This window comes from Galbibacter sp., from assembly GCF_035306585.1.
Classification (GTDB): Bacteria; Bacteroidota; Bacteroidia; order Flavobacteriales; family Flavobacteriaceae; genus Galbibacter.
Genome location: NZ_DATGNU010000128.1, coordinates 1 through 6,984, shown reverse-complemented (window position 1 = coordinate 6,984; position 6,984 = coordinate 1). Strand labels below are relative to the sequence as shown.

Sequence of the window (6,984 nt, the reverse complement as noted above, 5' to 3'; positions counted from 1 at the left end):
ATAAGGTTTGTTATAATCGTACGCCTTCCCTAATGAAATCTCAATAGTTCTGTTGGTCACATTGTCCAAAAACATCTTATCGTGCGATACAATTACTACCGCTCCTGAATACGATTTCAAAAACTCTTCCAACCAAATGATCGATTCTATATCAAGGTGGTTTGTAGGCTCATCCAACAACAACACGTCATTGTCTTGAAGTAACAACTTTGCCAGTTCAATACGCATTCGCCAACCGCCAGAAAAGGTCTCTGTTAACTTATCAAAGTCCGATCTCTTAAAACCAAGTCCCTGTAGAATACGTTCTGTTTTCCCTTGATAATTGTAGCCTCCTAAAATCTCATATCGATGTGTCAAATCACTTAAATCCACAATCAACTGATTGTAAGATTCACTCTCATAGTCGGTTCGCTCAGCAAGTTGGGTGTTAATTTCATCCAATTGTAATTCCATAGAAATGATTTCTTGAAAAGCCTGATAAGCCTCCTCAAGTACCGTATTTCCTATAACGAAATCAATATCTTGTTTTAAAAATCCAATTCGAATGTTTTTATCAGAAGATATTACTCCTCCATCAGGCTGCATTTCTTTGCCAAGCATTTTAAGCATAGTCGATTTCCCAGCACCATTTTTTCCAATAAGTCCAACACGGTCCCCAGGATTTAACCGAAATGAAATATCCTCAAATAAATATTCTCCACCAAAGGAAACTGAAAGCTGATGAATGTTAAGCATAGTAATGAATTTAAACCTTTACAAATAACATCTAAATAGGTATCTTTGTCAAAATTTTTTGCAAATGTTAAAAAAAGGAAGCAAACTATACAGCATTTTAACAGGAACTTGTCCTAAATGCCATCAAGGGAAGATGTATAGAAGCAAAAATGCCTATAATCCCACCCAAACATTAAAAATGCATGAGAATTGTTCTTCATGTGGATTCAAGTATCAAATAGAGCCTTCGTTCTTTTATGGTGCTATGTATGTGAGTTACGCAGTAGGGATCGCATTTGCCGTAGCGGCCTTTGTTATCTCTTATTTATTCATAGGAACCACCCTAAAAACTTCCTTTTTCGCTATTATCGGGACTCTAGTTCTCTTTATGCCTGTGATTATGAGGGTATCGAGAAACATATGGATTAACATGTTTGTAAAATACGATCCTACTGCCATTAAAAAGGGCGAAGCTTGAACTTCTTAAGGAACCGTTCGATATTAATTTCACGATCAAGCGGTGTTTCTTTGGTGATATATTCAAACAACAACTTGGATAGATAAGGCGCTAACATTACGCCTCTACTTCCCAGTCCGTTTAACACAAAAAGCCTATCATGTTTAGGGTGCTTCCCTAACAACGGATGTCGGTCTGTTACAGTTGGGCGTACTCCTGCAAGGTGATTGAGCACCTTATAGGGACGTTTTAAAAATGTACGAAGTTTTTCTTCTAATTCAATCCTAGAGGCCTCTGTAGGTACATTAGTTTTATCTTTCCACTTATAAGTCGCGCCCACCTTATATTTTTCCTCACCAAGTGGCAACAAGAACACGGAAGCTTTAATAATCATGTCAATTTTTAACCCTGGAACTTCAATTTCAAGAACCTCTCCTTTGGTCCCTACTAGGGGTAAATAATTAAAAAAAGGATTAGAATTAAGTCCAAAACCTTCACAAAAAACAATATACTTTGCTTGCAACCCTTTATAGACAACCATACCTGCCTGAATATCCAACGCAGCGTAATCAAATCGTTCCTCTTTCAGCTTCCCAAGGGTGTTAAGATGATCCAAATAGCGTTTTTGCAATAGATTGGTATGAATCCAACCACCTTCTTTGACCTGGCCAAAGCCGTAATCCGACACGATCCCCTCGATGGAATCCTTGATTAGTGTAGTAGAAAGAAAGGGCTGTAAGTTAGGCTTATCCGCAGCCTCGAACCAGGAGTTTTGTTCTTCCACGGAAAAAAAACGTCTATAGATAGACTGCCTATAATCTAATTTGACGGACAATTTATTCTCCAAAGAATGGTAAAATGGATGAAGCATATTCAGTTGTTCTTGCGCCTTCCAAACCGATGTATAACGCTTAAAGATAACAGGGTTGTACATCCCTGCAGCAATATTAGAAGACTGCTGAGAATTATCATCAAACACCACAAAGGAATGATTGTTACGTACTAATTGTTCACAGAAAGCAATACCTCCGAGTCCAGAACCAACTACTATAAAATCTATCATTTTGCAAAGTTAAAACTTTACAAAATACAAACCACGTCCGAGGACGTGGTTCTATTAATTTTAGCGTAATGGTTTGAATTGGAACCGTGCAACTTCTTAGTAGCTCCACATATCCTGTTCCTTATTACGGATATTTTCTTTTATACGTTGCGCTTCTAGTAACTGGAACATCGCATTATCAGTAATGTAATCCTTAATAGCTCTGTCACCTTGGACGTTTTCTTCCTTATAGATCACTGCATCGAAACGCCGAGCATTTAACAGCTGATCAAAGGAAATAGGTCGCGATGAATTGTGATCATTGAAGGCCTTGGCTTGGTGTAGAATATCTCTTGCACTTGGGAACCAAACCCAGAACAACTCAACAAGATCCGATTGTTCACTATCGATAAAGTTTACATCAGGAGCCACAGGAGCGATTCCCAGAAGACGATATTTAAGCTCACCTTGCCTTTTATCAAAGTACCAAACTCCTTTAATTCTGTACTCCTGAATATCTGCAGCAGTCAAATTTCTTCTGTTGATATACTCTGCAGAGACCTGTTCACCCGCATTTAATTGCTCGTAACCAAGATCCGTAGTATCTACCTTTTGAAGGGTAGCCTCCAGATCACTAAAGTTTCTTTTTTCAGTGAAATAAGAATCTACATAAACCTCATCAATATTTCCATTTTTAATATTGGTCACCAGCACGTGATACAATGATCTGCGTGCTTGACCTATCCCAATAGTATCTATAGGGTAGTAAAAAGGAAAATTGACCCGTTCATCCAAATCGATACGTTCCCAAACGGTTTTTGACCAAAGTATGTCACGATCATCCACATAACCATAAGGCAATGGCTCATCGTTGTCCGCCTCGATTTGCGCCTCTGTCTTCTTCCCTACCTCTGCTGGAGTTTTTGCATTAAGCAAATTTGCTTGCGCAAAACCAGCGGTTGAAAAAAGCGTGGCGCTTATTGTTAATACTAAAATACCTTTCCAATTCATGTCGCTAATGATTTATTAATTTGTGAGCTCAATTACAACTGGCGATACTTTTTTCAATTTGTATGACCTATTATTTGTAATATAAGCTTCGATGTCAAAAATCTGAACAGATTCTCCTCTTCCTGCTCTGCGAAGTGCAGATTTGGCCCTATCGTTTAATTTATTTCCGCGAACCTCCACAGTAGGCTGACCTGGCACTTTAAATTTAAACCCACTAATAGCAAGATTTAAGTCAAAGTCAAAGTCCTCAAGCATGGCTCCAACGGTAGAGATTTCAAGATTTGCTCTTGGCATCTTAATCTCACCATACTCTCCCCGTACTGTTCCTGAAGGTCTAGGAATATCTTTAATTCTAAATTCTGAAGAAGAAGAAACGCGTTGACCATCTGGCAAGGTTCCACTGGCCGTAATAGTCACACTTCTACCCGTACCTGGGTTCATCGCGTACTTGCTTCCAGAAACCTTTTTCAAACCAGCCGCTGAGGCAGTAACCTTATTGTCAGGAATACCAGGAATCGAAATTGTTATCGGGTTAGAAACACCACGATAAACCACATTCATCTTATCTGCAGAAATAACCGCAGCATTTGGTTTGGTAATGGTAGCAAACTTTTGTAAAACTGGTACCTCGATATCCTCTCCATCTTGCTTGAAGATAAGATTCCCTTCGATAGTGTGGTCTCCAGCACTTCCAGCGTTAACAGTTAACTTCACCCTTCCATCCTCGATTACAAAATCTTCATTTTCCACCAATTCTCTTCCGTCCAAAGTGAGATTCACTTCATTTGGTCGGGTGGTGGCATCTTTTCTACCGAGCACAATAGCACCATCAAATTTTTCACCTTGATAGTAGGCACTTTTTGGTTGCTCTAATAAGGTGGTGTAATTTGTCATAGAAAGGTCCGATGCCATCTGTCCTTGTAACATTGCTTTTAAAATTTCATCCTGAGTCGATTTAATGTCAGACTGCAATAATGTTACTTTGGTAAGTGATGCCACCAGTGGAAACCCTTCATAATGGTAGTTTAACCAGTTCACTGGTCTGTTATCTCTATTGAGTACCTTTCCATTTTCGTCGCCAGTATTAAACCTGGCTTCAATAGAAGCTACTAAGGATTGTTTACGATCCTCCCTCATAAGTGAATCAGGGATTTCATTAATGGTACTTATTGTGGTATTTCTAAATTCATTGATATAATCAACAAATTTCTGACCTTCAGCGGTATAAATACCCCCACCAAAAAAGGCTTGGTCAAGAAATGCCGACTTATCCATCACTTCGTAGTCGGTGCGCTCTTCGGGATCAATCTCAGCAACCATTGCAGATTTTAAACTGTCCAGGTATCTATTGAAATTCTCTGAAGATTGTTTTACCTTTTCAACATTGTTAAATAAGGCTTCATATTTTTCGGGCTGCTCCGTGGATTTTAATTTCAAATCGTTGAAAGCTGCCAGGTTTCTCTCTGTTGCTTTTTCGTTGAAATTTGTCAGCTTTTCGTTCAACAGACCGAAAGCCGATAAGACTTCTTTACTCATATTCAACGCCAACATTGCGATGAAAACCAGATACATCAGGTTAATCATCTTCTGACGTGGTGATAATTTTCCTCCTGCCATGATTTAATCAGTTTTTATGATTCTCAGATAAACTCTAAATAAAACGCGCTAATTTAATTAGCTGTTTTATTCATAGCAGTTAACATTCCGCCATAGACTGAATTCAAAGAACTCAAGTTAGAAGTCAGGGAACGCATTTCATCTTTTAATCTTCCAGCATTATTTGCCACCTCTTCCTGGATCGCAGCTTGTCTGTTAGCGCTATCTAATTGCACTTTATACAGACTATTAAGCGATTCCATTTGAGCGGCAGCCAGGGAAAGCTCTTCACTGTATTTTTTTGTTGAAGTCAAGGCTTCAGCTGTAGGAGCAATTCCTTTTGCTGCGCCTTCAAAATTTCGAATACTATCGCCAAGACTAGCCATTAAAGAGGCATCTATTTTAGCCTCCTTCAACATTTCGTCTAATTTCTTCGAAAGTTGTCCTTCAGCTTCTTTAATTTCCAGCGCTTGATTCTTACGTGATGTTCCAGCAGCAGCTCCAGTGGCAAGTTCTGGGTAAACAAGTGTCCAGTCCAAATCCTCATCAACAGGTTCAAAAGCGGAGATAGCAAATATGATTGCCTCTGCAATTAGTCCAACTGCTAGAAGGACGGTACCGTTTATGGGACCAAACTCCCAGTGAGTAAGTTTAAATAATGCACCTAAAATAACGATAGATGCCCCAAGCCCGTAGGCCATGGTAAACAATTTCTTAGATGATTTTGATTGTGCCATAGTAAAAAAAATTTTTAAGTTAAGTTACGTTATTAAACAAGTAGTATTTGGATTCTTAATTCACGGTAGACTCAGTACCCATATAGTCTTGAACCGTTCTAAAGCCGATATAACTTCTCGCAGAGTCTTGGTACTCATAGTCTCTAGTACTAACCTGTAAAAAGTAAGCTACATCCTTCCATGAACCTCCTCTAATAACCTTACGTTTATTTTCGCCATCATAAGTATTAGGGTTCATTGTGGAAACATATTCGTACGAATTGGGGTCGTAAGAAGAATTTGTCCATTCAGACACATTACCTGCCATATTATAAAGATTATAGTCATTTGGATCATACGACTTAGCCTCCACTGTGTAGAGGGCCTGGTCAGCTGCGTAATCTCCTCTTAGTGGTTTAAAGTTCGCCATAAAACAACCACGATCATTTAATATGTATGGTCCACCCCAGGGGTACGTCCCGGATTGGATACCACCCCTAGCGGCATATTCCCATTCTGCCTCGGTAGGTAGTCTAAAATGATTGACAAATTGCTTGCCATTTTCTTTTTGATAATCGTTTTTATACTTTGTTCTCCAAGCGCAAAATGCTTTGGCTTGTTTCCAAGTCACGCCAACCACAGGGTAATCGCTATAGGCCTCACTCCAAAAGTAATCGTTGTGCATTGGTTCATTATAAGAATATGCAAAATCCTTTATCCATACCGTAGTATCAGGATAAATATTAAGTTCTTCATGCTTGATAAAATCCAGACGATTTCCTCCTCCCTTAGCTCGAGCTGCTGCTTGAATATCCATCCAGCTGTACTTATACTTGAGCACTTTTACATCAATGGTACGTTGGCCGTTATAGGACTCCTCTTTGGATAGGTAAATACTATCCATTACTTCGGCGTAATATTCATCAGGGTATTTAGAAGTATCCCAAATCAAATCCACATCTTTGTTTAAACTTCTATTTTCATAGCCAGTCTCTCCCATGCCAGCATAATTAAAGAGCATGTATTTATCGTATTCTGATAAATTAGAAGTATCCGCATCCTTAAATGCAAATTCACCAATACCTCCAGTTCCAGGAACTTCACCAAGTTCATCAGCTAACACCGCTAACTTGGTCCGCACTATAGAGTCCTTCACCCATTCTACGAACTGTCTGTATTCACTATTGGTTATCTCTGTCTCGTCCATATAAAATGAACGAACAGTTACTGTTTTAGTTGGAGCATCGAGAACATCGGCCATGTCTTCATCAGACCTACCCATTATGAAGGCACCTCCAGGAACTAAGGACATCCCGTAGGGCTTTTCTGGATGCCATTTTTTCCCTTGAACACCAACTAATTCTCCTCTGTCATTAGAACCACAGCTGGTCAATAATAATGTAACAGATGCTAAAAGAAATAGCTTTTTCATATACAAAATTGAGGTT

General features: G+C 39.1%; 7 protein-coding genes. 1 reads left to right on the top strand and 6 read right to left on the bottom strand.

The window, feature by feature from the left end; all coding sequences use genetic code 11:
- A partial coding sequence (locus VKY50_RS11515) for an ABC-F family ATP-binding cassette domain-containing protein (RefSeq protein WP_324301972.1) occupies positions 1-735 on the bottom strand: 735 nt, incomplete at its 3' end.
- Positions 736-799: 64 nt separating this feature from the next.
- Here VKY50_RS11515 and VKY50_RS11510 point away from each other — a divergent pair.
- Positions 800-1,192, top strand: a complete 393-nt coding sequence (locus tag VKY50_RS11510; protein WP_324301971.1) for a DUF983 domain-containing protein — start codon at positions 800-802, stop codon at positions 1,190-1,192.
- Here the strand turns inward: VKY50_RS11510 and VKY50_RS11505 are convergent.
- The 5 genes from VKY50_RS11505 to porK all read right to left on the bottom strand — a co-directional run bounded on the left by VKY50_RS11505 (position 1,173) and on the right by porK (position 6,968).
- Positions 1,173-2,234, bottom strand: a complete 1,062-nt coding sequence (locus VKY50_RS11505; protein ID WP_324301970.1) for an NAD(P)/FAD-dependent oxidoreductase — start codon at positions 2,232-2,234, stop codon at positions 1,173-1,175. The two genes, VKY50_RS11510 and VKY50_RS11505, sit on opposite strands and share 20 nt — an antisense overlap.
- Before the next feature lie 96 nt (positions 2,235-2,330).
- The gene (gene porN / locus VKY50_RS11500; RefSeq protein ID WP_324301969.1) at positions 2,331-3,224 is read right to left on the bottom strand and encodes a type IX secretion system ring subunit PorN/GldN; all 894 of its coding nucleotides are present in this window, start codon (positions 3,222-3,224) and stop codon (positions 2,331-2,333) included.
- A gap of 15 nt (positions 3,225-3,239) precedes the next feature.
- Complete coding sequence (gene porM / locus VKY50_RS11495) at positions 3,240-4,841, bottom strand: type IX secretion system motor protein PorM/GldM (RefSeq protein WP_324301968.1); 1,602 nt, start codon at positions 4,839-4,841, stop codon at positions 3,240-3,242.
- A gap of 53 nt (positions 4,842-4,894) precedes the next feature.
- On the bottom strand, positions 4,895-5,557 hold the full coding sequence (gene porL, locus VKY50_RS11490) for a type IX secretion system motor protein PorL/GldL (RefSeq protein WP_324301967.1): 663 nt from the start codon (positions 5,555-5,557) through the stop codon (positions 4,895-4,897).
- A 55-nt stretch (positions 5,558-5,612) separates the two neighbouring features.
- The gene (porK, locus tag VKY50_RS11485) at positions 5,613-6,968 is read right to left on the bottom strand and encodes a T9SS ring complex lipoprotein PorK/GldK (protein WP_324301973.1); all 1,356 of its coding nucleotides are present in this window, start codon (positions 6,966-6,968) and stop codon (positions 5,613-5,615) included.
- Positions 6,969-6,984 lie beyond the last annotated feature (16 nt).

What these genes read in the sequence shown, in the direction of transcription:
- porL (WP_324301967.1), bottom strand. Translation starts at nt 5,557, where the DNA reads ATGGCACAATCAAAATCATCTAAGAAATTGTTTACCATGGCCTACGGG.
- VKY50_RS11505 (WP_324301970.1), bottom strand. Translation starts at nt 2,234, where the DNA reads ATGATAGATTTTATAGTAGTTGGTTCTGGACTCGGAGGTATTGCTTTC.
- porN (WP_324301969.1), bottom strand. Translation starts at nt 3,224, where the DNA reads ATGAATTGGAAAGGTATTTTAGTATTAACAATAAGCGCCACGCTTTTT.
- VKY50_RS11510 (WP_324301971.1), top strand. Translation starts at nt 800, where the DNA reads ATGTTAAAAAAAGGAAGCAAACTATACAGCATTTTAACAGGAACTTGT.
- porM (WP_324301968.1), bottom strand. Translation starts at nt 4,841, where the DNA reads ATGGCAGGAGGAAAATTATCACCACGTCAGAAGATGATTAACCTGATG.
- porK (WP_324301973.1), bottom strand. Translation starts at nt 6,968, where the DNA reads ATGAAAAAGCTATTTCTTTTAGCATCTGTTACATTATTATTGACCAGC.